The organism is Flavobacterium sp. KS-LB2, assembly GCF_036895565.1.
In the GTDB taxonomy this organism is placed as follows: Bacteria; Bacteroidota; Bacteroidia; order Flavobacteriales; family Flavobacteriaceae; genus Flavobacterium.
This window is the reverse complement of sequence record NZ_CP145904.1, coordinates 285,032-311,254: the sequence shown is the minus strand read 5'-3', so window position 1 is coordinate 311,254 and position 26,223 is coordinate 285,032. Positions and strand designations below refer to the sequence as shown.

Below are 26,223 nucleotides of genomic sequence, written 5' to 3'. Positions count from 1 at the left end.
TGAATCATTAAAATAAAAAATTATGAATATTAGAAAAGGAAAACCTGAAGACATGCAAGCTGTTTTAGGCCTTATTCAAGAATTAGCAGACTTTGAAAAGGAGCCAGATGCTGTTCTTGTAACTGTTGACGATTTAATTCGGGATGGTTTTGGCTCTGTCCCTCTATTTCATGTTTTTGTAGCTGAAATTGATGCTGAGTTAAATGATACTAATCAAGCAAAACAAATCGTTGGTATTGCCTTGTATTACTATCGTTATTCGACTTGGAAAGGAAAAATAATCCATCTGGAAGATTTAGTGGTGAAAGATACGATGAGAGGCACAGGATTAGGCTATGCTCTGTATTCTGAAATTATAAAACAAGGCAAAAAAGACAATGTCCGAAGAATTGACTGGCATGTGTTGGACTGGAACACTCCGGCTATCGAATTTTACAAAAAGTCAGGTGCAAAAGTGCTAACCGATTGGCATGTAGTACAAATGGACGAGATAGGAATCGACCAGTTTCTAGAAAATAAATTGAAATAAAGTAAAAAAACAATTTTTGTTTAAGACTATGAGAGTATTCAAATTTGGAGGAGCTTCTGTAAAAGATGCCGCAGGGATTAAAAACGTATATGACGTTTTACAAAAAGTAGGTTACGAAGATGTATTGCTGGTTGTTTCTGCAATGGGAAAAACTACGAATGCACTGGAAATTGTCATAAAAAACTATTTCGATAAATCAGCTGAGTTAAATTCATCTGTCCAAGAAGTAAAAAAATACCACAATCAAATTTTGATGGATTTATTCGAAGAGGAAAAAAATGAAGTTTTTGCCGCTGTGAATAGCCAGTTTGCTGATTTAGAATATTTTTTAGCCCACAACAAATCACCTAATTATAATTTTGTTTACGACCAGATTGTAAGTTATGGCGAATTAATTTCGACAACTATTCTTAGTCATTTCATGAATTTCATGGGAATAAAAACGCAATGGCTGGATGTTCGTAATTTCATAAAAACAGACGCCAATTATAGAGATGCGGAAGTAGATTGGGAATTGACACAGAAAAACATTACCAAGAACGTAAAACGAAAAATCTTAAATATTACACAAGGGTTCTTAGGTTCTGATGAGAATAATTTCACCACTACTTTAGGCCGTGAAGGTTCAGATTATACTGCTGCGATTTTTGCCTATTGCTTAAATGCCGAAAGTGTAACCATCTGGAAAGATGTTCCCGGAGTAATGAATGCCGATCCAAGATATTTTGAAAACGCAAGTTTATTAAACCAGATTTCGTATCGCGAAGCCATTGAATTAGCTTTTTACGGCGCAACAGTTATTCACCCAAAAACGCTACAACCATTACAAAAAAAGGAAATTCCTTTGTATGTAAAATCATTTATAAACCCATTATTAAAAGGAACAAGTGTTTCTAAAGGTGTCGATTTAGAACCGTATTTACCTTGTTTTATTGTCAAAAGAAACCAACTTTTAATTTCGCTTTCCTCCATAGATTTCTCTTTCATCATGGAAGAAAACATCAGCGAAATTTTTGCATTGTTTCACCAATTCAAAATAAAAGTAAACTTAATTCAGAATTCGGCCATTAGTTTCTCTGTATGTGTAGAAGATAAATTTGATAATTTCAAAGCTTTGAATGCCATTTTATCTAAAAAATTCAAAGTGGAGTTTGACGAAAATGTAACCTTATATACCATCCGACATTTCAATGACAAGGCAGCGCAAACTGTCGAAGAAAACAAAGTCGTTTTATTGAAACAAGTGAGTCGTGAAACCATGCAAGTGATCACAAAAGAAGTTTAAAAACTATTTCAACAATATTAAAATGGGAATCGAAATTTAATTTTGATTCCCATTTTTTTTGACGCTGTAAAACACACAAACAACTATACAAAATAAGAATTCGATCATTTCATTTTCTGATTGAGACATTCTCAAAATATCAAATTATAAATACTACTTTTGATACTTTCGAGTTATAATATTTATGTTGAAAAAATTACTTTTTTGGATTGTAATCAGCTGTATTTCTGGGCTTCATGCTCAGGAAATTAATTCGCTGTACAAAATCAAAAAAATCCTTCCATCCCGCGACACAATTTATATTGAAAAAGAAAGCCTAAACTCTAGTTTTTTCAAGTTGCTTGACGCCAATGGAAAACCAATCGACAGTACTTTATATCAAATAAATTTCAAAAAAGGAACTCTCCTTTTAAAGGAAAATACTGCTTTTGATTTGGATTCACTTACTATTCAATATTTAAAATTCCCCGAAATTTTAACCCAAGAGTACCGTATCTATGATCCTAGCAAAGTGGTCAGCAATGAAGCTGGCCAAGGCAATTTATATGCAATAGAAACAAAAAACCTAAAGAAAAACGTGCCTTTTGATGGCTTAAATACTTCAGGAAGCATTACCCGCGGAATTACCATAGGAAACAATCAAAATGCAGTTTTAAATTCTAATTTAGATTTACAAATCACCGGTAAAATTTCCGAAAAAGTAAGTTTGAGAGCTTCCATTCAAGACAGTAATATTCCATTGCAGGACGGTGGCTATTCTCAAAAACTAGATCAGTTTGACAATATTTTTATGGAATTATTCAGTGAAGATTGGAACATTCGGGCAGGGGATATTTTTCTGGAGAACAAGAAAACGCAATTCCTTAATTTTAATAAAAAAGTACAGGGATTAGCCACTAATTTCAACTTTGGAACCGAAGAAAACAAAACGAATCTCTTTGCATCGGCTGCACTAGTTCGGGGTCAATATGCCAAAAGTAATTTTGTGGGGCAAGAAGGCAATCAAGGTCCGTACAAATTAAAAGGTCAAAATGGAGAATTGTATGTTCTAGTTGTCTCGGGTTCAGAGCGTGTTTATGTAAATGGGATTTTATTAAAAAGAGGCGAAAACAATGATTATACGATAGATTATAATGCAGGCGAAATTGTATTCACACCCCTTTTTACCATCACTTCAGAAATGCGAATTGCTATAGAATATCAATATTCCGATAGGAATTATACCCGTTTTGTGACGTATGCCGGAGCCACTCATAAAAATAAAAAATGGAGTTTTGGAGGCTATTTATATTCGGAAAACGACCTGAAAAACCAACCATTGCAACAAAATTTATCACAAGAACAAGCTCTCATATTAACTAATGCCGGAGACAATCAAAATTTAATGACGGCACCATCGGCCTATTCCGACACCTACTCTGAGAACAAAGTACTGTATCGAAAAACAATGTTTAATGCTGTAGAAATTTTCGAATATTCAAATGATCCACAACAAGAATTATTCAATGTCCGATTTACTTTGGTTGGTGCCAATACTGGAAATTATATCGTGACAAATTCAGCAACACTTACCCGAATTTATGAGTATGTCCAACCGATAAATGGCATTCCTCAAGGAAACTACGAGCCTATAATTCAGCTCATCGCGCCAACAAAAATTCAAGTCGCCACCTTTTTAGGAAAATACAAGCCCGATGAGAAAACAGCAATCGATTTTGAAATTGGCCTTAGTAACAACGATCAAAATTTATTTTCATCCCTTGATGATGCCAATAATCAAGGCTTAGCAGGAAAAATCAATGCCAAGCAACGGCTTTTTTCAAAAAAATGGCAGGTAGATGCTTTTGCAAATTATCAGTTTATTCAGAAAGATTTTAGATCGGTGGAGCGACTGTATAACATCGAATTTGACAGAGATTGGAATTTAGGAATCGCTGGAGTGGGAAATCAAAGTCTATTCGTTTCTGGCTTGCAATTGGACTTAAATCCAGAACCAAAATCTACTTCTAAAGGACTGCTGTTGTATCAGTTTGAAAAACTAGATTTCTCTGAAAATTTTTCAGGCAACAGACATATTTTAAATGGTTTATTTCGAATAAAAAAATGGACCTTTCAAAACCAAGGCAGTTTCTTAAAAAGTGACGGTACTGTTTTATCTTCTAAATTTTTAAGAAACCAATCTCAAATGCGTTTTCATTTTGATAAAAATTGGGTTGGTTCCAGCTTGCGATTAGAAGACAATCAAGAAAAAAATAAAGCAACCAATCAGTTCTCGGCTTTAAGCCAAAAATTTACCGAGTATGGTTTTTTTACCGGTCGTGGCGATAGCACTAAAGTTTTTGTAGAATTGGGGTATTTAAGAAGAACCAATGACAGCTTACAAAACGGCTTGATTCAGCGGGTGAATTCGTCCCAAACGTTTCAACTGAAATCAAAGCTAATACAAACTAACAAAAGTGATTTGGCAGTTTATGCTAATTATAGAATCTTAGATTATGTAGATAAAACAAGAAAAAAGGAATCTACACTAAATTCCAGAATAGTGTACACGGATCGTTTTTTCAATCAATTGATACAAAGCACAACGGTTTACGAGACGAATTCAGGAAGCATTCCACAGCAAGAATTTACGTATTTAGAAGTTTCTGCAGGTCAAGGAGTTTACACTTGGAATGATTATAACGGTAATGGAATTCAAGAGTTACAAGAATTTGAAGTCGCACCGTTTATTGATCAAGCAAAATTTATCAGAGTGTTTTTACCCAATCGAATTTATATCAAAACACATCAAAATAAGTTCTCACAATCCGTGACCTTAAACCCAAATCAATGGCAAAATGAAAAAGGATTAAAAAAATTACTTTCCTATTTTTATAATCAAACCGCCTTTATAATAGACAGAAAAACGAGAAGTGACGGAGACAATTTTGAATTAAATCCGTTTAGCGGTTATAGTGAAAATGTTCTGGGACTGAATTCAAGTTTAAGAAACAGCTTGTTTTACAATCGAGGGAAACAAAAACATTCGGTGACCTATTCTTATCTTCAAAATAAAACAAAAAACTTATTATCCGTTGGCTCACAGGAAGCTACAAACAGTTCGCATCAGTTGCAATACAATCATTTGTACCAGAAAAGTTGGTTGTTTGGTTTTTTTGCCAAAACGATTCACACTGCTATTCAATCTGAGAATTTTCCCGAAAAAAATTATGCAATAAATGGGTATCAATTGGCCCCAAAAATCAGTTATTTATTCTCTAAAAATACTAGCTGGGATATCTTTTATGAACTACAGCGCAAAGAAAACCAAATTGGAGTTTTCGAAACGTTGTTGCAAAATCGTTTTGGAACAGCCTTTTCCTACGCCAGCGACAAAAAAATAACGCTAAATGGAGAAGTTTCTTTTTACCAAAATAAATTTGAAGGAAATGAATTTTCATCGGTTGGATTTCAAATGTTAGAAGGATTGCAAACTGGACAAAACTTGACTTGGAGATTGCTTTTACAAAAAAATATTACACAATTTTTAGATATTAATTTCAATTATCAAGGGAGAAAAAGCGAAACTAGCCAAGCCATTCATACTGGAAATGTTCAATTGAGAGCTTATTTTTAATCTTGAAACAATTTCATTGATTGCGTTTATAAATATGATTATTTTTTATTATTTTTATTATATCAAATTTAAAATCAAACCATTATGAAAAAATTAATGTTGTTATGTTTTGTAATTATTTTGTCTGTAAACCTGCAAGCACAAGAAACCACAGCTGAAAAGAAAGCGGCAAAAGATAAAACTGAAAAATTGGCCAAAACCAAAAAAGAAAAAGCGGAAACTGCAAAAAACAAGGTGGCAACCGCAAAAGATAAAGCAGCTATAACTAAAGATAAAGTTGAAACTGCAAAGGAAAAAGCGGCTACTTCTAAAAAAACAGCTAAAAATAAAGTCCAAACGGCTAAAAACAAAGCAACTACAGCTAAAGAAAAAGCTACTAGTGCCAAACCAATAAAAAAAATCAAGGAAACAAACGAGAAAGCACCTAAAGTAGCCGACAAAATTACAGGAGAATACAATGGTAAAAAAGTATATACCGGTCCTCGAGGGGGGAAATATTACATAAACTCAAACGGAAATAAAACGTATTTACAAGATTAATTTTTGCACAAAATAAAAGGTAAAGGCTGTCTATAAAAGATAGCCTTTATTTTAATGCATAAAACCGCGCACTAATGGGAAGCATCATTTAATAATTTAGTAATATTTTACAAATACAAAAAAGGTCTTTACTTATGTATCTTTCGCCTATAAAAACATTTGATACAATTAGAAATGGACAAAAAAAACGCTCCTAAAACTATTTTGATTGCTCCTTTAAACTGGGGTCTAGGTCATGCCACCCGTTGTATTCCAATCATTAGAGCTTTACAAGAGAACAACTATATCCCGATTATTGCTTCTGATGGTATTGCTCTTGAATTATTGCGAAAAGAGTTTCCCAATATTCAAACACTAGAACTCCCATCCTACCAAATTGAATATGCTAAGAATGGTGCCAATTTTAAATGGAAATTAATACAGAATGGTCCAAAAATGATTAAAGCTATTCTGGAAGAAAAAAAAATAATTCAGAACTGGATTGAAAAATATGGTATCGATGGTATTATTTCAGATAATAGACTAGGTGTTTTTAGCAAGAAAATACCATCTGTGTTTATAACCCATCAACTAAATGTGATGACAGGAAATACCACTTGGATAACGAGTAAAATACATCAATATATTATAAAAAAATATACAGAATGTTGGGTTCCTGATCTTGCTGGAACTCCAAATCTAACAGGTAAACTCGGTCATATTGACAATCCAAATCTCAAGACAAAATACATTGGTCCTTTGAGCAGGCTCCAAAAGAAATTATTGCCAAAAAAATATGATTTACTGGTAATTCTATCTGGCCCAGAACCGCAACGAGGCATGTTAGAAAAGCATTTAAAAAAAGAAATCGTTAGGTATAATGGCAATGTGATTTTTATTGAAGGAAATATTGAAAAGGAGCAAAAAACAACAACAGTTGGTACTGTCCTCTATTACAACTTCATGAATTCAACGGAACTGGAACTAGCTTTTAATGAAAGTGAAATGGTCCTTTGTCGTTCGGGTTACACTACAATAATGGATTTAGCACAGCTGAGAAAAAAAGCTTTTTTTATTCCAACTCCGGGACAATATGAACAAGAATATTTAGCCAAAAAATTAAAGAAAGAAGGTTTGGTTCCTTATGCAACGCAAGATGATTTCAAGATGGAAAATATTTTAGAAGTTGAGGAATATAAAGGATTGCCTCGATTAGATTCTAAAATTGAATGGCCAAATTTATTTCAAGTTTTTGAAAAGTAATCAAACTTCGTTATACCGAAAAAAACTGATTCTTGAGAATCGATTTTTAGAATAGTAGTACTCTTTGATTTTATGTGGTCTTCTTACTTGTTTTTGTTTTTTCAAGCGTAAAAGAAAATTCGGAACCCACGCCATACGTGCTATCCACATAAATTTTCTCATCATGGGCTTCAATAATATGTTTTACAATTGACAAACCCAAACCTGAGCCACCTTCAGTTCTCGCTCCGCTTTTATCAACTCTGTAAAAACGCTCAAAAAGTCTTGAAATATTTTTTTTCTCTATTCCTTCTCCATTATCAGTGATTCGAACAATGACTTTTTCATCTGTCAAATCTTCAATACTGACTTCGGTAGAACCTTTTACTTTTCCGTATTTAATTGAATTAACAATAAGATTCATTACTACTTGTTGGATTTTTTCCTGATCTCCAACCACCATAACCGGCTTGTTATATTTCATGTCAAACATCAACAAAATATCTTTCTTAGACGCTTTCATTTCGAGCAAATCAAAAACATTTTGAACCAACTTTACAATGTCGAATTCGGCGATTTCTAAATTCAGTTCTCCTATTTCAAGTTTAGAAATCATGTCTAAATCCTGTACAATATAAATCAGTCTTTCGACTCCTTTTTCGGCTCTTTCTAAGTATTTTTTTCGAATAGTTTTATCACTCATGGCTCCATCAAGTAAGGTTGACAAATAACCTTGAACCATAAAAAGGGGGGTTTTGAGTTCATGAGAAACATTCCCAAGAAACTCTCGTCTATATTCTTCCCTAACTTTTAAAGTTTCAATTTCTAACTTTTTATCGGTAGCAAACTTTTTCACTTCACGTGTTAACGTTGCCATATCAGTTGTTATGGGCTGGTTCATGAAGGTACTGGATTCTAGTAAAGCAACATCGTCGTATATTTTCTTTACTTTTTTATAGATAAAGCGCTCTACGCGATATTGTATGACTAGGAATGAAAATGCAGCAATCGAAATTGCAAAAATTAAACAAAAACGATACGAAAGAGTAAAAAATAAATGCGTGAGAAAACCAACTAATCCTGTAGAAAAAAGAGTGATGTAAAGCGCTGACTTTACGGCGAAACGATATGTTTTTTTAAAATTTATTGTCATTTATACTTCAAACTTATAGCCCACTCCTTTTATTGTTTTAAACAATTCTTCTCCAATTTTTTCCCGTAATTTTCTGATGTGAACATCAATAGTTCTTCCACCAACCACGACTTCATTGCCCCATACTTTGTCCAAGATCTCATCTCTTTTGAATACTTTTCCTGGTTTTGAAGCGAGTAGATAGAACAATTCAAACTCCTTTCTAGGTAATGCAATTTCGACATTATCTTTAACTATTTTGTATTCTTCGCGATTTATTTCGATTCCGCCTACGTTAAGTGTTTCGCTGTTCTGCTCCTTTTCTTTTAATCGGCGTAATAATGCTTTTACCTTACTGACCAGTAATTTGGGTTTAATTGGTTTTGTGATATAATCATCCGCACCAGCATCAAAGCCTGCTACTTGAGAATAATCTTCACTTCTGGCTGTCAAAAAAGTAATGATTATATTACTGAGTTCAGGAATCTTTCTAATGTTTTCGCAAGCTTCCATTCCATCCATTTCCGGCATCATTACATCCATTATAATTAGGTCTGGCATTTCTTTTTTAGCCTTAGCTATAGCCTCTCTCCCATTTGCAGCTGTAACGATTTGATACCCCTCTTGAGAAAGGTTGTATCCTACAATTTCTAGGATATCTGGCTCATCATCTACTAATAGAATCTTTGTGTTTTTTTTCTTCATAAAGCGCCAAAAATTGTTTTTTAAATGTAAATGTAATAATAAATGAGGTATTCAAATGGTGTTAACCGTAATTTAATATTGGGGTGATTTTGAGACCCAAAACAAAACATAACCATAACAAGACAATAACTTACGTTTTACATTTCAGGCGTTACTTTGCAAAAAAATTAAAACCAAATGAAATTCAAGTTACTATTTTTCACGTTATTAATAACAGCTATTTCTTTCTCACAGAGCAAAGGAACGATTTCTGGAATGTTAACAGACAAAGATGCTAATAATCAATCCTTACCATTTGCTAACGTTCTTATTAAAGGAACTAACATAGGAACTAATACTGATATTGATGGTAAATATACCATAACAATACTACCCGGAAACTATACTTTGCAATTTAGTTTTGTTGGATATGAATCTGTAGAAGTTCCTGTAACTGTAGTGGCAAATGAAACCGTAACCGTAAACAAAGCGTTAGGTTCTGGAAGCTACAAACTAGAGGATGTTGTTATAAAAAATACGGCTAGCCGCGAAAAGGAAACCGCACTTTTATTAGACCAAAAACAAGCAGTCGTAATTAAACAAAGTATTGGTGCTCAAGAAATGGCCCGTAAAGGAGTTAGCGATGTTGAGGAAGGTTTGACTAAAATTACTGGAATCACTAAAGTGGACGGTAGAGGATTATTCATAAGAGGATTAGAAGACCGTTACAATAATTTATTGATAAACGATTTACAATCTCCATCAAATAGCCCTTTCAAAAAAATCATTCCATTGGATTTATTTCCAACAGATGTTGTGGGAGTATTGAATATTTACAAAACTTTCAATCCTAATATTTCTGGAGATTTTGCTGGAGCAACTGTTAATATTGAAACACCTCAACCAAAAAACATCACTAAATTGAATATTGGTTTTGGATATACGACTAACAATAATTTACAAGATTTCTTACTATCTGATGATGCCAATTCTACTAAGGGAAGCTTAGGAATGATAGGCAATGACAGAGCACTTCCTAGTATTTTTGGATCGGTACCAAGCGGACAAAAACTTTCTCCTGCTGAATACGAAAATGGATTTGGCAAAAAATCATGGGATGTAAACAACACAAAAAGCCCCTTGAATTCTAGTATTGGTTTTTTACATGCACAAAAATTCAATCTTAAAAATGAAAGAAACATTAGTTACATCATGTCTTTCAATTTTGATAATAAATATTCTTACAGAGAAGGTGTTGATAGAACTTTCAACCTTGGACAAGGGAACTACGACAATAATTTATACAATACGCAATACAGTTACCAAACTACTTTTTCTGGTTTAGCCGGTTTAAAATATAAGTCAAACCGTTTTAATTTAAACTTCAACACCTTCTTGATTAAAGCTACTGAAAGCAAAATTCAAGATCAATTGGGATACACAAATAGTTTAGCAAATCAAACTAATAACCTAATCCGATTGAACCAATACGAAGAATCTAACTATTGGAACTCTCAATTATACGGAGATTATAAATTGAGCGAAGACGGAAAACACAGTTTAAAAGCTGGTGGATCTTATGTAAAAACTTCTTTTCAACAACCTGATAGAAAATTCATCACAGGTATAAAAGTAAATGACAGCGAAATAAACATGTCTTATGGTGGTAATAACTTGAACCGTCAATTCCTTGATGTAAAAGGAAACTTCTACTACTCGTCCCTTTTAGAATATAATTTGAAATTTGGAGACAACGAAGATCCTAATAAGTTATCTATTGGATACAATAGCTCATTGAATGACATGCAATCTTCTTACCGTTTCTTCTCTGGAAGAAGAAATTTAGAGAAAAACTACACTGCTGATTTAAGCACGATTAGCCAAAACATCAACGAGGACATCAATAACGGAATTGTTTATGTTCAGGAAGAGTCTAACGGAGATTATAAAGTAAAACTAAATCAGTTTGTTAATGCTGGATATTTCAACTTGTTCCTAAATTTTGGAGAAAAATGGGATTTGAATGCAGGAATTAGAGGAGAAAGTTCTACTCGTACTATAAAATATAGAGAACAAGGAGATCCTTTTGGAAGTGCTTATCGCAAAAAGACAGATGACAAACTTGACATCTTACCGTCTATAAATGCAAAACGCATTTTGAACGAAAATAGCAATTTGAGATTATCATTGGCAAAAACAATAACACGTCCAGTAGCGATGGAGTTATTACCAATAAACTACATCAATGCTGATGGAACTTCAGAAAGCGGAAACCCAGATTTAAAAGATAGCGAAAACTATAATGTAGATTTCAAATATGAATTGTTTCCTAACAACAAAGAATTATTTGCAGTAGGAGTATTTGGAAAAATGATTAACGATCCTATTGAAAGGGTATTCAAACCAACTGCTAATAGTGGTGGTCAAATCACAACTTTCAAAAACTCAGAGCAAGCCGTTATTTATGGTGCTGAAATAGAAATGCTTTTCCAATTGAGCAGAATAAACGAATCACTTTCTAATTTCTCTCTAGGTTTCAATACGTCATTAATGAGTACTGATGTGAAAATTGATCTTAAAAAACAAGGGAATGAACTAGAGAACAGTACGAATCGTAAATTGCAAGGTGCTTCTAGCTGGTTAATCAATTCTGATTTAAAATATGATTTCATCCTCAATAAAGATTGGAAAAACTCCATGACATTAGTTTACAACGTGTACGGAGATCGTATTTTCGCTGTAGGTTCTTCAGGAATTGATCACATCTACGAGAAATCTTTTAGCAAATTAGATTTTGTTTGGACAAACTCTATTTCAAAAAGTATCGAACTTAAATTTAGTGTAGACAATATCTTAAATCCAAGTTATAAAAAAGAACTAGGTAGCAAAAGCACTTTAAACATTACTGAAGACTCACTGATTTTAAGAGAATTCAAAAAAGGTGTCGGGTTCTCCTTTAACATAGGATATACGTTTTAAAAACAACAATAAAAAAGAGCTATTACAGCTCTTTTTTTTGTTCACATAAGTAACGTAAACTTTACATCAAATTCATTGTTATATAATACTTTAATAACAATTACATAACTAAATTTCAGAAGCTCGAGAGTACTTTTGAAATAAATAATTAACAAAAAAACTTATAATTTTAAAATCATTAAAAATGAAAAAATTAGTATTCAGTCTTGCATTATTGAGCTTGGTATTTACAAGTTGTACTTCAAGTGATGACGATGTAGTAACAACTCCACCAACAGCAACGGGTGAAATCACAGGAGATATCACAGCTGCAAAAACGTATACAAAAGGGGTTTATACTATCAAAGGTACAGTTAGAGTAAAAAGTGATGCTACATTAACTTTTGAAGCTGGTTCAGTTATTACCGCTGATGTAGCTGACGGTGCAGATGCTTTGTTAGTAGAAAAAGGCGGAAAATTAAATATTGCAGGAACTGCAGCAGAACCAGTTGTTTTTACTGAAAAATCTAAAACTGCAGGTTCTTGGGGCGGAATAATCATGTTTGGTGATGCTCCTATCGTTTCTGGAAAAACAGCTGACGGAACTCCTATTACAACCGCTACTTCTGAAGACGGAACAAATATTGTTTATGGTGGTACTAATGCTGCTCACAATGGTGGTTCATTAAAATACGTACGTGTAGAGTATGCAGGTAAAAAAATCTTGGATGGTAACTCTGAAATGAATGGTTTCTCTTTTTACTCAGTAGGTTCTGGAACAGTGTTAGAAAACCTTGTTGCTTACAAAGGAGCTGATGACGGTTTTGAATTTTACGGAGGTACGGTAAGTGCTAAAAACCTTATTTCATACGGAAACACAGACGATTCATTTGATTGGCAAGATGGATGGCAAGGTCAAGCAAATACGAACTGGTATGCCTATCAAACTGGAGCTGGAAATTTTGGAATGGAAATCGAATCAAAAAGTGTAAACAATGCTTTCTTCCCAAAAGTGTCTAACATTACTTTAAGAAGAGCCGCTGGAACTGTAACTGAAGCGGGTAACCCACTAGAAATAGATGCTATCCAATTCAAAAAAGAAGGTAACGGAGAATACAGCAATGTAGTAATTTCAGGTTACACATCGGCTAATGCTACTTCGGTTAGAATACAAGATGCAGCTACAAATACAAATCAAGTTGCGACTGGTAAAATAAAAATGCTAAATGTAAAAGTGGCTGACAACACTGTTTTATGGGGTGCTGGTGCAACTACTTTCACGGTGACTTTTCTTCCTGCAAATTTCACATCAAGCACAACAGCATCTGGAGCAGTATTGACTCCTGGAGCATGGGCTATCGTAGATGGTGTTAACTTATTAGGAAATTTATAAAATACACCTTTTATTTATATCAAACATCCTGATTTTTCAGGATGTTTTTTTTGGTATGCTTTTTGAATTATTTTTTGTATATTTACTATTCAAACTAATCCGATGGCAAAAAACTACTTTTATAGTATCACTTTATTGGTTTTTTTATTCTCTATGAGCGTTAATGCTCAAGAAATTAAACAGCCAAAAACGCAAGAAACCGCCGTAATAGAAGGTTTAAGCTTGTACCCGAACCCTGTGAGTAATGGAAAAGTTTACATTACTTCAAAAAATGACTTAGATAAAGAAATAATTATCTTTGATGTTTTAGGAAAAAAAGTGCTTCAAACAACACTTAGTTCTAGAGAGCTTAACGTCTCTAATCTAACTTCAGGTGTCTATATTATAAAGATTAATGAAAAAGAGGCATCTGCAACGAGGAAATTAATTATTAGATAAATCCTCAACATTCATACAAAAGCTCCAATTCTATTGGGGCTTTTTTTATGCAGAATTTTAATGCCCCAGATTCCAAAAACCAACTATTGCTGTTTTGTTAATGAGCTTCCCTTAAAAAATTTGATTACTTTTGCAAAAAAAATTCTTGATTACATCCTCTGATATATTTGCCATTTCCAGTCAAAAACAGTTTGAGAAAATTGCATTGAAAGTGTTTCGTTTTCAATACGAAAACAACTTGGTCTATCAGGAATTTTGCGATTTTTTAAAAACAGATCCTCACAAAGTAAAGTCTTTACAACAGATTCCCTTTTTACCGATTCAGTTTTTTAAGAGCCATGAAGTGGTTTCTAATACTAATCCCATTCAGGAAACATTCACCAGTAGTGGTACAACCGGAATGATTACCAGCAAACATCTGGTTACTGATGTTACCTTGTATGAAGAAAGTTACCGCAAAGGATTTTCAGAATTTTATGGCAATATCGAAGATTATGTTGTTTTGGCCTTGCTTCCATCCTATCTGGAAAGAGAAGGTTCTTCCTTAATTTATATGGTCAAGGATCTAATTGCATTATCTAATCATCCTGAAAGTGGTTTTTATCTCCACAATCATGACGAATTGATTACTAAACTAATAGCGTTAGACCAAGCCGGTCAAAATGTCATTCTGATTGGTGTTACTTTTGCTTTATTGGATTTAATTGAAAAACATGAGTTTCAACTGCAGCATACCATTATCATGGAAACAGGTGGCATGAAAGGCAAACGCAAAGAAATGATTCGCGAAGAATTGCACGAACAATTGTGCAAAGGATTTGGTGTTTCAGCCATTCATTCTGAATACGGAATGACCGAATTGCTTTCGCAAGCCTATTCTTTAGGAAACGGCGTATTTGAATGCCCTTCTTGGATACAAATTCTCGTTCGTGACACCGAAGATGCCTTGGCCTATATTCAAGACGGAAAAACAGGCGGAATTAATGTGATCGATTTAGCCAACATCAATTCCTGTTCGTTTATTGCTACGCAGGATTTGGGCAAAAAAAATCCCAACAACTCTTTCGAGGTATTGGGACGTTTTGATAACTCTGATATTCGAGGTTGTAATTTGATGGTTCTTTAAACCACTCTCACCACAAAATAGTTTTTCTTTCCGCTTTGTAACAATACAAACTGATTGTTGATTAAATCTTTGCTCGAAAGCACAAAATCTTCGGCAACTTTTTCTCTATTTATTGAAATAGAATTAGCCGTCAAAGCGCGTCTTGCTTCGCCATTTGATTTTAGAAATCCAGTTTTTTCGTTTAGAACGTCAACAATATTGATTCCCGCTTCGATTTCATTTCTTGAGATTTCCGATTGAGGAACACCATCAAAAACATCTAAAAAAGTCGCTTCGTCCAATTGCTTCAAATCGTCTGAAGTCGAATTCCCAAACAAAATATTCGATGCTTTTATCGCATTTTCTAAATCTTCTGTTGAATGTACCATCACCGTAATTTCTTCGGCCAAACGTTTTTGTAACAAACGTAAATGTGGTGCTTCTTTATGTTTTTCAGTTAAAACTTCGATTTCTTCTTTGGATAAAAAAGTAAAAATCTTAATGTATTTTTCAGCATCAACATCAGATGTATTCAACCAGTATTGGTAAAATTTATACGGAGAAGTTCTAGCCGAATCCAACCAAATATTCCCACCTTCAGATTTTCCAAATTTAGTCCCATCCGCTTTTGTAATCAACGGACAAGTCAATGCGTATGCTTTTCCACTGGCAATTCTACGTACCAATTCAGTTCCTGTGGTGATATTCCCCCATTGGTCGCTTCCGCCCATTTGCAGCGTACAATTCTTTTCTCTGTACAAATGCAAAAAGTCATATCCTTGAACCAATTGATAGGTAAACTCCGTGAAAGACATTCCTTCCGCAGCTTCTGAGGACAAACGTTTCTTCACAGAATCTTTTGCCATCATATAATTAACCGTAATATGTTTACCTACATCACGAATGAAATCCAGAAAAGAAAAGTTCTTCATCCAGTCGTAATTATTCACTAATTCTGCCGCGTTAGCCGCATCGGAAGTAAAATCCAGAAAACGGGATAATTGTCCTTTTATAGCTTCTTGATTGTGACGCAATGTTGGTTCGTCCAATAAATTTCTTTCATTCGATTTTCCGGATGGATCACCAATCATTCCTGTTGCACCACCCACTAACGCTAATGGCTTGTGTCCGGATAGTTGAAAATGTTTCAATAACATCACACCAACTAAATGTCCTATATGCAATGAATCGGCAGTTGGGTCAATTCCCACATACGCCACACGCATTTGTTCCATCAAATGTTCTTCTGTGCCGGGCATAACATCGTGGAGCATTCCTCTCCAAGTTACTTCTTCAATAAAATTCTTCATCTTTTTAATCAATTTACTTTCGTCAGTTCAGCCTTTAAGGCTTCGTGTGCACAAAGATAAAATTTATTGTGGATTCGGTTATTTGTTTAATAGGTTATTCGAAAAAAATTATTCGTATTTTCGTAGCATGATTTTAGTCACAGGAGGAACCGGTTTAGTAGGCGCACATTTATTGCTTCATTTAATTGAATCCCGAAGTATCGGGACAGAAAAAGTGCGTGCCATTTATCGAAGTGTCGCTTCAATAGAGAAAACCAAGTCGCTGTTCTCTCTGTACAAAAAGGAATCGTTGTTCCAGCAAATCGAATGGATTCCCGCAGATATTACCGAAGTTCCTTCCTTAGAAATCGCCTTTCAAAATATTGATACCGTGTATCATTGTGCCGCTTTGATTTCTTTTGACCCTAAAGATGAAGATATATTGAGAAAAACAAATATTGAAGGCACTGCGAATATTGTGAATTTTTGTATCGCTTATCAAATAAAGAAACTGTGTTTTATAAGTTCCATTGCCACTTTAGGCGATTTACTGCCTCATGAAAAATTCATTACCGAAGAAACCGAATGGAATCCGGAAAAGTACCATAATGATTATGCCATTTCTAAATATGGCGCCGAAATGGAAATTTGGCGCGGACAACAAGAAGGTTTAGAGGTAATAATTGTAAATCCCGGTGTAATTCTTGGACCAGGTTTTAGAGAGCAAGGAAGCGGACAACTTTTTACGAAAGTAAAAAACGGATTGAAATTTTATACGCTGGGTTCCACCGGATTTGTTGCCGTTGCTGATGTTGTTCGAATGGCGCATCAATTGATGAAAAGCGAAATCAAAAACGAACGCTTTACTTTGATTGCAGAAAATAGTGTTTTCCGTGACATTCTGAACGCGATGGCCGATGCACTGGGTGTTCAACGACCTGAAATTCACGCAAAACCCTTTTTTATGGAAATGCTCTGGAGATTGGATTGGTTTGTTTCGACTGTTTTTCAACAAAAGAGAAAATTATCGCAAGCCACTGCAAGAGCTTCCTACTCGGTAAATAATTATTCAAATCAGAAGATTAAAGATACCTTGAAAACTGATTTTATCGATGTTCACCAATACATTAAGGAAATTTCAAAACTTTAAATAGTAATTTTCTATTTCAATTTTGTGGTATCCCCAACAATTGTAGTTGTTGGTTTCTTTTTTTGAAGTATCGGTTTCTTTTTCTTTTTCTCCAATTTGATTAACGAATCGACCTTCTTTTGATTTGTTTCCAATCGGTTGCTGATTTGCTCAAACATGCTCTTGTATTCATTATAATCAGCTGCATAATAGACATTACTTTTGGCAAATTGAACGCTGTCAATTTTATATTTTTTGAAAATATAATCTCTTGAATTTATTTTAAAAGTGTCTAAGGAAGTCGGATTTTGATTTCTTATAGCTTCCAGAATAGATAAATCATACATAATATTTACCATAACGTCTTTTTCTATAAGTTGTTCTGGCTTATTTACTACTTCGTCTCTACAGCTTACAAACAGTGTTATGATCGTTAAAAATGTGATGATTTTTTTCATTGATGAAATTTTATCTTTCGAATAATAAACGTTTTCCTGCACGAATGTCTTTTACTTTAAAAGCAGTATAAACCAATTGTCCATTGACAAAAGTATGAGTAATTCTAGATTTAAAAGTAAAGCCTTCAAAAGGAGACCAACCACATTTAGCCAAAATATTTTCTTTTTTTACACTCCAAGGCAATCCAGAATTCACAATTACCAAATCGGCATAATAGCCTTCTTTGATAAAACCACGCTTTTCAATTTTGAAAATTTTAGCTGGATTGTGACACATTTTCTCGACAATTTTCTCAATACTTATTTTTCCTTGATGATACGCTTCAAACATTGCTACAACTGCATGTTGCACTAATGGTCCGCCAGAAGGAGCGTTCAAATAGGATTGTTTTTTTTCTTCTAGTGTATGTGGTGCGTGATCCGTGGCAATAACATCAATTCTATCATCTAACAAAGCTTCCCAAAGCACTTTTCTGTCATTGGCCGTTTTCACAGCTGGATTCCATTTAATCAAATTGCCTTTAGTGGCATAATCATCATTGGTAAACCAAAGGTGATGCACACAAACTTCGGCCGTGATTTTCTTCTCTTCCAATGGAATTTTATTAGTAAACAAATCCATTTCTTTGGCAGTCGAAAGATGAAAAATATGCAAGCGAGCACCTGTTTTTTTAGCCAGCGCAACGGCTTTAGAAGACGAAATATAACATGCTTCCTCGCTTCGGATAAGGTGATGCACCGTAACAGGAACATCTTCTCCAAACTCTGCTTTGTATTTTTCTAAATTATTCTTGATAGTGGCTTCATCTTCGCAGTGTACCGCAATAAGCATGGGGGTACTGGAAAATATTTTCTCTAAAGTAGCTTCATTATCCACCAACATATTCCCTGTTGAGGAACCTAAAAATATTTTTATTCCGGCAACATTCTTTGGATTTGTTTTTAAAACTTCTTCCAAGTTATCATTAGTTGCTCCCATCATAAACGAATAATTTGCGTATGATTTCTGGGCAGCCAACTCGTATTTTTGCTCTAATATTTCTTGGGTAACTGCATTAGGAACTGTGTTGGGCTGTTCAATATAAGAAGTAATTCCGCCTGCTACTGCCGCTTTAGATTCAGATTCTATGTCACCTTTGTGCGTGAGTCCTGGTTCTCTAAAATGAACTTGGTCGTCAATAGCTCCTGGAATCAAATAATTCCCTTCGGCATCAATAATTTTACATTGGGAGGATTTGGCACTAATACTTTCTGAAATCTCAACAATTAAGTCATTTTCAATTAATACATCGCCCTCAAAAATCACTCCTTCATTTACTATTTTGGCATTCTTAATTAAAACCCTGTTCATCCTGTCTTTTTCTTATAATGTGTTGACTAATCTTTTTAATCTAAGTGCAATAACTCCAAAAACGGCTTCAATAATTATTGAGTTACTCATTTTGGACTGCCCTTTTGTTCTATCTGTAAAAATGATGGGAACCTCTGTAATTTGAAATTTTTTACAATAGGTTCTGTATTTCATTTCAATTTGAAAAGCATAACCCACAAATCTTATTTTATCTAAATTAATCTCTTCCAGCACTTTCCTCTTGTAACAAACAAAACCTGCTGTAGCATCGTGAATTTTCATTCCAGTAATCATTCGCACATAAACCGAGGCGAAATAAGACATCAATACGCGGCTCAATGGCCAGTTTACTACATTTACTCCGGTGACGTAACGAGAACCAATTGCTAAATCAGCATCGCCAAAATGACAAGCATTATATAACTTCTCTAAATCACTTGGATTGTGCGAAAAATCAGCGTCCATTTCAAAAATAAAATCATATTTATGCGCTAGTGCCCATCTAAATCCGTGAACATAAGCCGTTCCCAAACCCGATTTTTTTTCTCTTTTTTCCAAAAATAATCTCCCTCCAAATTCCGATTGAAGTAAAACAACCTTATCAGCAGTATGATCCGGTGAATTATCATCAATAATAAGTACATGAAAAGATTTATGTTGCGAAAACACCGATCGAATAATGCTTTCTATATTTTCAATTTCGTTATAGGTAGGAATTATAACAATACAATCATTCATATTTTTGACTAATTTCACCGCAAAAGTAAACTTTTTATGCCATTTCATCCTTAATAAAATTATAATAAAAAGAATGATATAAAAATTAGTAATTTTGCAACGTTATGATCGAAACTATACTTCATCCAAGAATAACTGACAGCAAAGACTGGGCAACCGTACTTTTTGTGCTGTCATTTGCTATTATTGCGGTCACAAAATCTGTTTTCGAAAATAGATTTGGTGATTTTGCTAATTTGATTTTTTCCAATAAATACAACAAAGTTTACAGAGACAGCAGCCACCTAAAAAGCGGCTTTACGATTTCCCTATTTTTTGTTCAAGTCATTTCACTTGCTTTCTTTATACAAATTTCGTTAAGCTATTTTGGTCACGCTACAAAGACTGACTGGATTCTTTATATCCAAATATTTACGTTTTTAGTATTCTTTATTTTGTCTAAATATTTGATTGAAAAAATTATAGCAACATCCTTCAATATCGAAGAATTCATGGAGCAGTTTAACCTTCAAAAGGTGACTTACAGAACCTATATTGGACTTATCATACTGCCATTGAATATTATTTTGTTTTATTACGACTCCTTTTCAAGAAATATTCCACTGCTAATTATAGCTATGATATTGATAATAAATATTTTAACTTATTTGATTTCAATAAAAAACTATCAAAATATAATATTCGGTAAGTTGTTTTATTTTATTTTATATCTTTGCGCTCTTGAAATAGCACCCTATTATTTTATGTATTATTGGTTTACAAAAGGGAGTGCTTAGAAACCGTTAAATATGAAAGTGAAAACAATTTTGGTGTCACAACCCGAGCCTAAAGTGGAAAATTCCCCTTACTTTGAACTTCAACAAAAGCATAAAGTAAAAATTGATTTCAGACCTTTTATTCATGTAGAAGGAGTTAGTGCCAAAGAGATCCGATTGCAAAAAATCGATCTTAATCATTACACCGCAATTATTTTAACGAGTAAAAATGCCGTAGATCATTTTTTTAGAGTGGCTGATGAAATGCGTTACAAAGTCCCAGAAGGATTAAAATATTTCTGCCAATCAGAAGCTATTGCTTTTTACCTGCAGAAATACGTTGTGTACAGAAAACGTAAAATCTACGTTGGACCAAAAGATTTTGCTGATTTATCGCCGCTGATTAAAAAATATAAAGACGAAAAATTCTTATTACCTGCTTCAGACCAATTGAATGCCGATGCGCCAATAACGTTAAATGCGTTAAAAGTAGATTGGACTCCAGCTGTTTTTTACAGAACCGTAATGAGTGATTTATCTGATTTAGCTGATGTTTATTATGATGTTTTGGCTTTCTTTAGCCCAACTGGAATAAAATCATTGTTTAAAAACTTTCCAGACTTCGAACAAAACAACACTCGAATCGCCGTTTTTGGAAGTACTACTCAAAAAGAAGCGTTGGATCACGGTTTAAGAGTCGATATTCTTGCACCAACACCAGCAACGCCTTCAATGACAATGGCTCTAGAAAAATACATTATTGAAGCCAATAAAGGAAAATAAAAAACCACTTTTCAAAATAATATCAAAAAGCCATTCGCAATCCGAATGGCTTTTTTTATGGCAAAAATTATAAAAACAACTTCATGTGCTTTTTACTAATCGTTTTTTACTTAAATTTGATTTCCAATTCAAACTAAATTCCATATTTTAGTTTAAAACAACAACTCATGAAAATCAATTCCCTAATCGTAGAAATTGACGGTATCGATAAAGAAATTTTACGCGACCTGATGGAAGATGCCCGAAAACCAATTCTTCAAATCGCCAATAAAATAGGAATTTCAGGAGCGGCAATTCACCAACGTTTGCGAAAACTGGAGCAATCCGGCGTTATTTCGGGATCAAAATTCACGGTAAACAATAAAATTCTGGGTTATAACACAATGGCTTTTGTTGGGATTTATCTGGACAAAGCTGCCCGAAATCCTGAAGCGGTGAGAGATTTAAAGAAAATCCCTGAAGTATTGGAATGCCATTATACCACAGGAAACTGGTCGATTTTGATAAAAATTATTTGTCGGGATAACGAACATTTAATGCAATTACTTAATACAAAAATCCAAGCGATAGAAGGTGTTTCCAGAACAGAAACCTTCATTTCCTTAGACCAACAAATCGACAGACAAATTCAACTTTAGAATGTTAGATAATTGGAATTTTAGACCATACGATTCTTAGAGTTATATGAACACGAAAAAGCCGTTTGTAATACAAACGGCTTTTACTATACTTCTCTAAGATCTAAAAATTTAATCTCTTCTGCTTCCGCCCATATAGATAGAAACATAATATAATAGTGTTGCGATAGATCCCAAAGCAGCTACGACATAGGTTCTGGCAGCCCATTTCAGCGAATCTTTAGCTCCTGCGTGTTCTTGAGGTGTAAGCATTCTTTTGTTTTCTAACCAAGCCAATGCACGATTACTCGCATCATATTCTACCGGCAAAGTAACAATCGAAAACAAAGTGGTTGCCGCAAAAATGATAATCCCTATCAATAATAATTGAGGAAAAGTTTTCAACATCAAGATTCCTCCAAGCAAAATCCATTGCATGTAAGTTGATGCCACATTTACCACTGGCACTAATTTAGAACGCATCGTTAACCACTCGTATCCTACGGCATGTTGCACCGCGTGACCACATTCATGTGCCGCAACAGCAGCCGCAGCCGCATTGCGTTGGTTGTAAACCGCCTCACTTAGATTCACGGTTTTATCTGCTGGATTGTAATGATCCGTCAAACGTCCCGGTGTAGAGATCACTCTCACATCGCGAATTCCGTTATCGGCAAGCATTTTTTCGGCGATTTCAGCGCCAGACATTCCGTTTTGTAGTTGTAATTTAGAATAATGTTCAAATTTGCTTTTTAGTCTTGAACTAACTAACCAACTGAAAAGCATAATCGCTCCGGCAAGAATCAAATAACCCATTCCCATATTTTTGTTTTTTTAATTGTATTGTTAAAGTTATAAAAGAATCATCAAAATCTGAACCAATTTTTTACAATGTCAATTTGGCATTCCTAAAATGGAAAGAAAAAAATCCAAATCCCAAAATAATTTTGGAATTTGGATTTTAATATATTTTGTAGAGACGCACTGCAGTGCGTCTCTACAATATGACGTTTTGTATTTACCCCACTAAATTAATAATTTTTCCCGGAACAATTATCACCTTGTTTGGCGTTCTGCCTTCTAATTGTTTGATGGTTCTTTCATCTTTCATTACGATTTCCTCGATTTGTTCTTTGGTTAAATCCAAAGGTAAAACCATCGTGAAACGCATTTTTCCGTTGAAAGAAACTGGATATTCCTTTTCGCTCTCTACTAAATACTTAGCTTCAAAAACAGGGAAATCAACTGTCGCAATAGAACCTGTATTTCCTAACAATGACCATAATTCTTCAGCGATGTGTGGCGCATACGGCGAAATTACAATCGCTAAAGGTTCCAAAATTTCACGTGAATGACAGTTTTGAGTGGACAATTCATTTACACAAATCATAAACTGAGAAACCGATGTATTGAAAGAGAAACCTTCAATATCTTCCGCTACTTTTTTGATCGTTTTGTGCAATGATTTTAAGTTGTCTTTGGTTGGTTCGTCATTGGTCACAATCAAACCATTGTCATCAAAATACAAACGACACAGTTTTTTCAAAAATCCAAAAACTCCAGAAATTCCTGCCGTGTTCCAAGGTTTTGCTTGTTCCAATGGTCCTAAGAACATTTCATACAAACGCAACGTATCGGCTCCATATTCGTTACAAATATCATCCGGCGTTACGACATTGTATTTGGATTTCGACATTTTTTCGATTTCACGACCAACGATGAATTTATCATTTTCATCAGTGATAAAATCAGCGATTTTATATTCTTCTCTCCATGCTTTGAACTTTTCAATATCCAATTCATCAGATGAATTCACAAATGAAACATCAGTGTGCAACTTTAATTGTGAACATCTAAATTCATATCCCTCTTCAAGTCCTTCCTCCAAATACATGAATTTAAAATTTGGATATTTATTTTTTAGATAATTATCAATAATCAGACTATAAACCATTCCTTCCTCATCTTCAGTCAATTTAATCTCCTCAAATACTTTTTTGGAAAGACCTAAAAAAACAGGACGAGGTGATTCACGTGCAATTTTATTTTTATTCGAACCAAAATCCTCTTTTGCAGTAGGTCGGTACCATATGTCGATCCAAACTCCATAAACAAACGCACTCATTCCCAAAATCATTCCCTGATTGATCAGTTTTTTGAACGGTTCTTCGGTAGGTGCAAAACCTTTGTCTTTTAAAAATTTGTTCCAAAAACGAGAATACAATAAATGCCCGGTTGCATGTTCGCTTCCGCCAATGTATAAATCAACACTTTCCCAATACGCCAATGCGTCTTTGCTTGCAAATTCATTCTCATTATGTGCATCCATATAACGCATCCAATACCAAGAACTTCCCGCCCAACCTGGCATCGTGTTCAATTCCAAAGGAAATATTGTCACATTATCTACTAACTGAGTACTAACAACTGAACACTGAATACTGTCCCAAGCCCAAACCGTAGCGTTTCCTAAAGGCGGCAAACCGTCTTCGGTTGGCAAATATTTCTCTACTTCCGGCAAGATGATAGGCAAATGTTTCGCATCAATCATTTGCGGTAAGCCATTCACATAATATACAGGAAACGGCTCTCCCCAATAACGTTGGCGAGAGAAAACGGCGTCACGCAAACGGTAATTCGTTTTTCCTTTTCCTTGGTTTAATTTTTCTAATTCTTCAATTACTTTTTGAGTTCCTTTTTTGTAATCTAATCCATTTAGAAAATCAGAATCTACTAATTGAAAACCTTCTTTGGCTCCAAAAGCAGCTTCAGATATATCTTTATCAAAAATGTTCTTGATTTCCTGCATTCCGTTTTGACCTTTGAAGAAATTCGCAAAAGCATAATCTCTTTCGTCACCACAAGGAACCGCCATAACCGCGCCTGTTCCGTAACCCGCCAAAACATAATCCCCAATCCAAACCGGAATTGGTTCTTTGGTAAACGGATGTTCTGCATAGGCACCGGTGAATACTCCAGAGATAGTTTTTACATCGGCCATACGTTCTCTTTCGGAACGTTTTGACGTTTTTTCTATATAGGCATTCACTTCTGCTTTTTGTTCTGCAGTGGTGATTTGAGAAACCAATTCGTGTTCTGGTGCCAATGTCATAAACGTAACTCCAAAAATAGTATCAGGTCTTGTAGTGAAAACCGCAATTTTAAAATTAGAATTCTGAACATTGAATTCTACAGTCGCCCCAACTGATTTTCCAATCCAGTTTCTCTGACTTTCCTTGATGCTTTCGCTCCAATCAATATCATTTAAACCTTGCAACAAACGTTCCGCATAAGCCGAAATTCTCATACTCCATTGCGTCATTTTCTTGCGCACCACCGTAAAACCGCCACGTTCCGAAACACCATTTACGATTTCGTCATTTGCTAAAACGGTTCCTAATCCCGGACACCAGTTCACCTCAGTCTCGGCTAAATAGGTCAATCTGTATTGCAACAAAATTTTCTCCTGCTGTTCTTTTGCGAAAGCATTCCATTCATTTGCTGAAAAACCTTCGATATTTTCATCACAAACGGCGTTTACATTTGCATTTCCTTCTGTTGAAAAAATGGAAACCAAAGTCGAAATATCTTCTGCTTTATCACTGTTTTTATTGTACCAAGAATTGAATAATTGGATGAAAATCCATTGCGTATGCTTGTAATAATCCGGATTTGAAGTACGCACTTCTCTGCTCCAATCGAAAGAGAATCCAATTTTGTCCAATTGCTTTCTGTAACCGGCAATTTTATTTCCTTCTTTATCTGTTCCTCCGTCAATATTTACCGAAGTCGTATCTTCGGGACGTTGCCCCGTTTGTATCGCATATTGCTCTGCTGGCAATCCAAAACTGTCGTAGCCCATTGGGTGCAACACATTAAAACCTTGATGTCTTTTGTATCTTGAATACACGTCAGAGGCAATATATCCTAGCGGATGTCCCACGTGCAATCCCGCTCCAGATGGATAAGGAAACATATCAAGGACGTAATACTTCGGTTTTGTTGAGTTGTTTTCGGCCTTAAAAGTTTGGTTTTCTAACCAATATTTTTGCCATTTGGCCTCTATTTCGTTCGGATTGTATTTCATTCTCTTTTATTGTCTTTTATAGAGTCATGCTGTCGCCTACTCAAGTCATAATTTAGGATTCAGAGCAACAGAATTACTTAGTTGCATCATTTTTTCTGAAAATGATTATTTTCAG

21 protein-coding genes are annotated in these 26,223 nt (G+C 34.5%); 13 read left to right on the top strand and 8 right to left on the bottom strand.

Translation table 11 applies throughout. The features are described from left to right. Nucleotides 1-22: 22 nt before the first annotated feature. The 5 genes from V5J73_RS01400 to V5J73_RS01380 all read left to right on the top strand — a co-directional run bounded on the left by V5J73_RS01400 (nt 23) and on the right by V5J73_RS01380 (nt 7,212). Nucleotides 23-529 (top strand): GNAT family N-acetyltransferase, encoded by a 507-nt coding sequence (locus V5J73_RS01400; RefSeq protein ID WP_338647097.1) that lies wholly within the window; start codon nt 23-25, stop codon nt 527-529. Between the two features lie 28 nt (nt 530-557). Then, nucleotides 558-1,814 carry an aspartate kinase gene (locus V5J73_RS01395; RefSeq protein WP_338647096.1) on the top strand — a complete coding sequence of 419 codons (1,257 nt, stop codon included), beginning with the start codon at nt 558-560 and terminating at the stop codon, nt 1,812-1,814. 184 nt (nt 1,815-1,998) lie between these two features. Next, entirely contained in the window at nt 1,999-5,430 is a 3,432-nt protein-coding gene (locus tag V5J73_RS01390; protein WP_338647094.1) for a hypothetical protein, read from the top strand. 84 nt (nt 5,431-5,514) lie between these two features. Further along, entirely contained in the window at nt 5,515-5,970 is a 456-nt protein-coding gene (locus tag V5J73_RS01385) for a hypothetical protein (RefSeq protein WP_338647093.1), read from the top strand. Nucleotides 5,971-6,144: 174 nt separating this feature from the next. Next, on the top strand, nt 6,145-7,212 hold the full coding sequence (locus tag V5J73_RS01380) for a glycosyltransferase (protein WP_338647092.1): 1,068 nt from the start codon (nt 6,145-6,147) through the stop codon (nt 7,210-7,212). A 70-nt stretch (nt 7,213-7,282) separates the two neighbouring features. Here the strand turns inward: V5J73_RS01380 and V5J73_RS01375 are convergent, their stop codons facing one another. Both V5J73_RS01375 and V5J73_RS01370 read right to left on the bottom strand, forming a co-directional pair. Further along, on the bottom strand, nt 7,283-8,344 hold the full coding sequence (locus V5J73_RS01375; RefSeq protein ID WP_338647090.1) for a sensor histidine kinase: 1,062 nt from the start codon (nt 8,342-8,344) through the stop codon (nt 7,283-7,285). After that, nucleotides 8,345-9,028 (bottom strand): response regulator transcription factor, encoded by a 684-nt coding sequence (locus tag V5J73_RS01370; RefSeq protein WP_338647089.1) that lies wholly within the window; start codon nt 9,026-9,028, stop codon nt 8,345-8,347. A 177-nt stretch (nt 9,029-9,205) separates the two neighbouring features. Here V5J73_RS01370 and V5J73_RS01365 point away from each other — a divergent pair, with 177 nt between their 5' ends. The 4 genes from V5J73_RS01365 (at nt 9,206) to V5J73_RS01350 (ending at nt 14,922) form a co-directional block, all read left to right on the top strand. Then, nucleotides 9,206-11,986: a TonB-dependent receptor gene (locus V5J73_RS01365; protein WP_338647086.1), complete on the top strand. Its 2,781-nt coding sequence runs from the start codon at nt 9,206-9,208 to the stop codon at nt 11,984-11,986. 184 nt (nt 11,987-12,170) lie between these two features. Next, nucleotides 12,171-13,358: a hypothetical protein gene (locus V5J73_RS01360; RefSeq protein WP_338647083.1), complete on the top strand. Its 1,188-nt coding sequence runs from the start codon at nt 12,171-12,173 to the stop codon at nt 13,356-13,358. A gap of 102 nt (nt 13,359-13,460) precedes the next feature. Beyond that, on the top strand, nt 13,461-13,796 hold the full coding sequence (locus V5J73_RS01355; protein ID WP_338647081.1) for a T9SS type A sorting domain-containing protein: 336 nt from the start codon (nt 13,461-13,463) through the stop codon (nt 13,794-13,796). A gap of 145 nt (nt 13,797-13,941) precedes the next feature. Beyond that, nucleotides 13,942-14,922, top strand: coding sequence for a LuxE/PaaK family acyltransferase (locus V5J73_RS01350; protein ID WP_338648638.1), 981 nt, complete (start codon nt 13,942-13,944; stop codon nt 14,920-14,922). On the opposite strand, the gene tyrS is transcribed toward V5J73_RS01350, so the two are convergent. Continuing rightward, the gene (gene tyrS, locus V5J73_RS01345) at nt 14,919-16,211 is read right to left on the bottom strand and encodes a tyrosine--tRNA ligase (RefSeq protein WP_338647078.1); all 1,293 of its coding nucleotides are present in this window, start codon (nt 16,209-16,211) and stop codon (nt 14,919-14,921) included. The two genes, V5J73_RS01350 and tyrS, sit on opposite strands and share 4 nt — an antisense overlap. 127 nt (nt 16,212-16,338) lie before the next feature. On the opposite strand from tyrS, the gene V5J73_RS01340 reads away from it, so the two are divergent. Beyond that, nucleotides 16,339-17,340, top strand: coding sequence for an NAD-dependent epimerase/dehydratase family protein (locus V5J73_RS01340; protein WP_338647075.1), 1,002 nt, complete (start codon nt 16,339-16,341; stop codon nt 17,338-17,340). A gap of 11 nt (nt 17,341-17,351) precedes the next feature. On the opposite strand, the gene V5J73_RS01335 is transcribed toward V5J73_RS01340, so the two are convergent. The 3 genes from V5J73_RS01335 to V5J73_RS01325 are packed head-to-tail and all read right to left on the bottom strand — an operon-like array spanning nt 17,352 to nt 19,866. After that, entirely contained in the window at nt 17,352-17,777 is a 426-nt protein-coding gene (locus tag V5J73_RS01335) for a DUF4296 domain-containing protein (RefSeq protein WP_338647072.1), read from the bottom strand. A gap of 10 nt (nt 17,778-17,787) precedes the next feature. Then, nucleotides 17,788-19,128 (bottom strand): dihydroorotase, encoded by a 1,341-nt coding sequence (locus V5J73_RS01330; RefSeq protein WP_338647070.1) that lies wholly within the window; start codon nt 19,126-19,128, stop codon nt 17,788-17,790. A gap of 12 nt (nt 19,129-19,140) precedes the next feature. Beyond that, nucleotides 19,141-19,866, bottom strand: a complete 726-nt coding sequence (locus V5J73_RS01325) for a polyprenol monophosphomannose synthase (RefSeq protein WP_338647069.1) — start codon at nt 19,864-19,866, stop codon at nt 19,141-19,143. A 104-nt stretch (nt 19,867-19,970) separates the two neighbouring features. Here V5J73_RS01325 and V5J73_RS01320 point away from each other — a divergent pair, with 104 nt between their 5' ends. The 3 genes from V5J73_RS01320 (at nt 19,971) to V5J73_RS01310 (ending at nt 22,042) form a co-directional block, all read left to right on the top strand. Then, the gene (locus tag V5J73_RS01320; protein ID WP_338647067.1) at nt 19,971-20,642 is read left to right on the top strand and encodes a DUF4271 domain-containing protein; all 672 of its coding nucleotides are present in this window, start codon (nt 19,971-19,973) and stop codon (nt 20,640-20,642) included. A 12-nt stretch (nt 20,643-20,654) separates the two neighbouring features. Continuing rightward, the gene (locus V5J73_RS01315) at nt 20,655-21,404 is read left to right on the top strand and encodes a uroporphyrinogen-III synthase (RefSeq protein WP_338647065.1); all 750 of its coding nucleotides are present in this window, start codon (nt 20,655-20,657) and stop codon (nt 21,402-21,404) included. Between the two features lie 167 nt (nt 21,405-21,571). After that, nucleotides 21,572-22,042, top strand: a complete 471-nt coding sequence (locus tag V5J73_RS01310) for an Lrp/AsnC ligand binding domain-containing protein (RefSeq protein WP_073352582.1) — start codon at nt 21,572-21,574, stop codon at nt 22,040-22,042. 111 nt (nt 22,043-22,153) lie between these two features. Here the strand turns inward: V5J73_RS01310 and V5J73_RS01305 are convergent, their stop codons facing one another. Together V5J73_RS01305 and V5J73_RS01300 are read right to left on the bottom strand one after the other, a co-directional pair. Further along, the gene (locus tag V5J73_RS01305) at nt 22,154-22,843 is read right to left on the bottom strand and encodes a zinc metallopeptidase (RefSeq protein WP_338647064.1); all 690 of its coding nucleotides are present in this window, start codon (nt 22,841-22,843) and stop codon (nt 22,154-22,156) included. Between the two features lie 196 nt (nt 22,844-23,039). Beyond that, nucleotides 23,040-26,108 carry a leucine--tRNA ligase gene (locus V5J73_RS01300; RefSeq protein ID WP_338647062.1) on the bottom strand — a complete coding sequence of 1,023 codons (3,069 nt, stop codon included), beginning with the start codon at nt 26,106-26,108 and terminating at the stop codon, nt 23,040-23,042. Nucleotides 26,109-26,223 lie beyond the last annotated feature (115 nt).

Bases quoted from the DNA above. Each gene is read 5' to 3' on its own strand.
- V5J73_RS01400 (WP_338647097.1), top strand. From the start codon at position 23: ATGAATATTAGAAAAGGAAAACCTGAAGACATGCAAGCTGTTTTAGGC.
- V5J73_RS01395 (WP_338647096.1), top strand. From the start codon at position 558: ATGAGAGTATTCAAATTTGGAGGAGCTTCTGTAAAAGATGCCGCAGGG.
- V5J73_RS01390 (WP_338647094.1), top strand. From the start codon at position 1,999: ATGTTGAAAAAATTACTTTTTTGGATTGTAATCAGCTGTATTTCTGGG.
- V5J73_RS01385 (WP_338647093.1), top strand. From the start codon at position 5,515: ATGAAAAAATTAATGTTGTTATGTTTTGTAATTATTTTGTCTGTAAAC.
- V5J73_RS01380 (WP_338647092.1), top strand. From the start codon at position 6,145: ATGGACAAAAAAAACGCTCCTAAAACTATTTTGATTGCTCCTTTAAAC.
- V5J73_RS01375 (WP_338647090.1), bottom strand. From the start codon at position 8,344: ATGACAATAAATTTTAAAAAAACATATCGTTTCGCCGTAAAGTCAGCG.
- V5J73_RS01370 (WP_338647089.1), bottom strand. From the start codon at position 9,028: ATGAAGAAAAAAAACACAAAGATTCTATTAGTAGATGATGAGCCAGAT.
- V5J73_RS01365 (WP_338647086.1), top strand. From the start codon at position 9,206: ATGAAATTCAAGTTACTATTTTTCACGTTATTAATAACAGCTATTTCT.
- V5J73_RS01360 (WP_338647083.1), top strand. From the start codon at position 12,171: ATGAAAAAATTAGTATTCAGTCTTGCATTATTGAGCTTGGTATTTACA.
- V5J73_RS01355 (WP_338647081.1), top strand. From the start codon at position 13,461: ATGGCAAAAAACTACTTTTATAGTATCACTTTATTGGTTTTTTTATTC.
- tyrS (WP_338647078.1), bottom strand. From the start codon at position 16,211: ATGAAGAATTTTATTGAAGAAGTAACTTGGAGAGGAATGCTCCACGAT.
- V5J73_RS01340 (WP_338647075.1), top strand. From the start codon at position 16,339: ATGATTTTAGTCACAGGAGGAACCGGTTTAGTAGGCGCACATTTATTG.
- V5J73_RS01335 (WP_338647072.1), bottom strand. From the start codon at position 17,777: ATGAAAAAAATCATCACATTTTTAACGATCATAACACTGTTTGTAAGC.
- V5J73_RS01330 (WP_338647070.1), bottom strand. From the start codon at position 19,128: ATGAACAGGGTTTTAATTAAGAATGCCAAAATAGTAAATGAAGGAGTG.
- V5J73_RS01325 (WP_338647069.1), bottom strand. From the start codon at position 19,866: ATGAATGATTGTATTGTTATAATTCCTACCTATAACGAAATTGAAAAT.
- V5J73_RS01320 (WP_338647067.1), top strand. From the start codon at position 19,971: ATGATCGAAACTATACTTCATCCAAGAATAACTGACAGCAAAGACTGG.
- V5J73_RS01315 (WP_338647065.1), top strand. From the start codon at position 20,655: ATGAAAGTGAAAACAATTTTGGTGTCACAACCCGAGCCTAAAGTGGAA.
- V5J73_RS01310 (WP_073352582.1), top strand. From the start codon at position 21,572: ATGAAAATCAATTCCCTAATCGTAGAAATTGACGGTATCGATAAAGAA.
- V5J73_RS01305 (WP_338647064.1), bottom strand. From the start codon at position 22,843: ATGGGAATGGGTTATTTGATTCTTGCCGGAGCGATTATGCTTTTCAGT.
- V5J73_RS01300 (WP_338647062.1), bottom strand. From the start codon at position 26,108: ATGAAATACAATCCGAACGAAATAGAGGCCAAATGGCAAAAATATTGG.